At 47.6% G+C, this 2632-nt stretch carries 2 protein-coding genes and 1 pseudogene; 1 reads left to right on the plus strand and 2 read right to left on the minus strand.

Translation table 11 applies throughout. The features are described from left to right. Nucleotides 1-91: 91 nt before the first annotated feature. Nucleotides 92-352 (minus strand): annotated as a pseudogene (locus KDK16_RS03420) (N-succinylarginine dihydrolase); the annotation flags it as partial. 49 nt (nt 353-401) lie between these two features. Between KDK16_RS03420 and KDK16_RS03425 the strand changes: the two are divergent. Further along, nucleotides 402-803 carry a DUF4136 domain-containing protein gene (locus KDK16_RS03425; protein ID WP_257274695.1) on the plus strand — a complete coding sequence of 134 codons (402 nt, stop codon included), beginning with the start codon at nt 402-404 and terminating at the stop codon, nt 801-803. A gap of 44 nt (nt 804-847) precedes the next feature. Here KDK16_RS03425 and KDK16_RS03430 read toward each other — a convergent pair. After that, the coding region (locus tag KDK16_RS03430; protein WP_257274696.1) for an F-box/WD repeat-containing protein at nt 848-2632 on the minus strand (1785 nt) is incomplete at its 5' end.

The following is a 2632-nucleotide window of genomic DNA, read 5'->3' on the forward strand; positions in this document are numbered from 1 at the left end:
GCATAGCAATGGATATTATTCTCATTCTTTTCTCCCATGAAGTGGATGAGCTGATTCTATCATTCGCAGAGATAAAATCAGCTCAAGCCCTTCACACCTGTTGGAACTGATAGACTGAGCCCAGTTGCAGAATGTCGGTTAACTCATCCAGTGCTGTACGGGATTCAATCAGAAGTTCAGGATCAGCAAGATCGGCTTCAGTCAGCCTGTCACGGTAATGTTTTTCTACCCATTGGCAGAGTGTTGTATACAAAGTGTCGTTCATCAGGCAGGCCTGATTGGTGGCAGCCAGTTCTTCTGGAGTCAGGACTACTCTCAGACGCAAACAGGCAGGTCCGCCGCCATTATTGATTACCGCTTCTCCCCTGCATCGATTCTCTTTAGCCGATTTTGATGGCTTGATGTTCGAATCCATCACCCCTGAAGAAAAGGACCCGATGTTCCCTAACCGGGAGAATGCTTATCAAACAATAGAATTCGAGATAGCCAAACAGCTGTCAGCGAAAATGAAGATTGATCCTGACCAAATACCCCAGAATTCATTGATTGTCCGCTACGGCATTGCTTCTGATTCCATCGTCTCCGACGCAGAACTGGTTCACTTTTTTGGCACAACGCCGGGACTGGTCACTGAGCCGGGCCAGGAAAAACTGACCATAGCCATTGCCCTGATTAGAGCCAATACCGGAGATGCCCTATGGAAAGGGGTTGCCCAGGGCACAATAGTTCCCGGACTAAGCAATGAGACGCGACTGGCCAGAGCCGAAGCGGCGATTGCCAGAATGTTGAGCAGTTTGAAATGACGCTCCCTGCCTTATCAAAGATGTTGGAGAGTTAAAGCAAACAATCAATTATTCATTCGTAGCTCCGTGATTTTCACCTTGTGATAGCCACTGTCATAGCCGTCGGAGATGGTAAGCACATGGCCGCAGTCGGCACTGAAGGTGGCTGATTTGACCTTCCTCCCATGGGAAATTGTGGCTTTTTCTACCCATGATCCATCAGCCACCAGACCAATAATTTTCGACGTTAAATCTCCACTGGCGGTGACCACATGGCGGCCATCGGGACCGAAGGTGGCCGAGAAGACCTCTCCATTATGGGAAAAGATGGCTATTTCTCTCCATAATCCATCGTCGTCATGGCCATAAATTTTCACCTTTCCATCGCCACTGGCGGTCACCATGTAACGGCCATCGGCGCTGAAGTTGGCTGAATAAACTTCGTCCTCATGATGAATGGTGGTCTGTTTTTTCCATTCTCCGTACTCCTGGGCGTAGATTTTCGCCTTGCCATCAATACTGGCGGTCACCAAATGACTGCCATCATCGCTGAAGGTGGCTGAGTTGACCTCTTCCTTATGTAAAATAATGGTTTTTTCTTTCCATGGCCCATCATCTTCATGACCATAGATTTTCACCGTGCAATTGTTAACGGTCACCAGATGGCTGCTGTCAGCGCTGAAGGTAGCTGAATCGACATAATCAACATGATAAATTTTGGCTTTTTCTTCCCATGTCCCACCCTCTTCCTGGCCATAGATTTTCGCCGTGCAATCTTCACTGGCAGTGACCAAATAGCGGCTATCGGCACTGAAGGTAGCTGAGCTGACAGTGTCATCATGTTCAATTGTGGCTTTTTCCACCCATAGCCCATCGCCCACCTTGCTATAGATCTTCACTGTGTGATCGTCACTTGCGGTCACTAAATGAGAGCTATCGGCGCTGAAGGTGGCTGTATTAACGCCTTCATCATGAAAAATGGTCCCTTTTGCTTTCCATGATCCATCGTCTTCATAGCCATAGATTTTCGCTGTGCCGTCGTCACTGGCAGTTACCAAATAGCGGCTATCGGCACTGAAGGTGGCTGACTCAACGAAGCGATCATGGGTAATGGTGGTCTTTTCTTCCCATAAACCATCGTCATTGCGGCTACAGATTTTCACCTTGTTATCTTCACCGATGGTCACCACGTGGTGACCATCGGCGCTGAAGGAAGCTGAATTAACTTCTTCATCATGGGAAATGGTGGCTTTTTTCTTCCATGATCCGTCGTCCTCCTTGTCATAGATTTTCACCTTACCATCGTTACTGGCAGTCACGACGTGGAGACCGTCTTTACTGAAAGTCGCTGAATTGATTAAGTCTCCATGGGAAATAGTGACTTTTTTATCGACATTGAATGTTTCGCACTGCGACATTAGATCGGCATTGTTGAAAAAGAGCAGAGCAGGACGAACCTCTTCTCGACTTTTAACAAGTGACTTGATTAGCGCCTGATTATTCGTAAATTGCCCCAGCCAGGCACTAAGTTGCTCATCACTTCTTGCAGTGATGGCTGTCTTCAGTAGAGACTGGTGTGCTGAAGAAAAACGGCGATACCATGCCTTTGCCGGAATATCTTCTTGTTTAATAAGCTCTTGAAAGTGGCTAGATACCTGTTTCAAACAGGCAACATCTTTAAGCCCCAAATGGCCAATAATATTTAATTGTGTGAGGCGGGGCAAATTGAGTAGCGGAGACTCACTGCTCTCAGATACACTGATTTCCCTACCCCCACTGACACCCGTTGGTGCAGGCTCGGATAGAGATTGGGGCGGGTTTGGTAGATATGAGAAGTCGGCTGTGGAGTT

It is taken from the genome of Endozoicomonas sp. SESOKO4, from assembly GCF_024606275.1.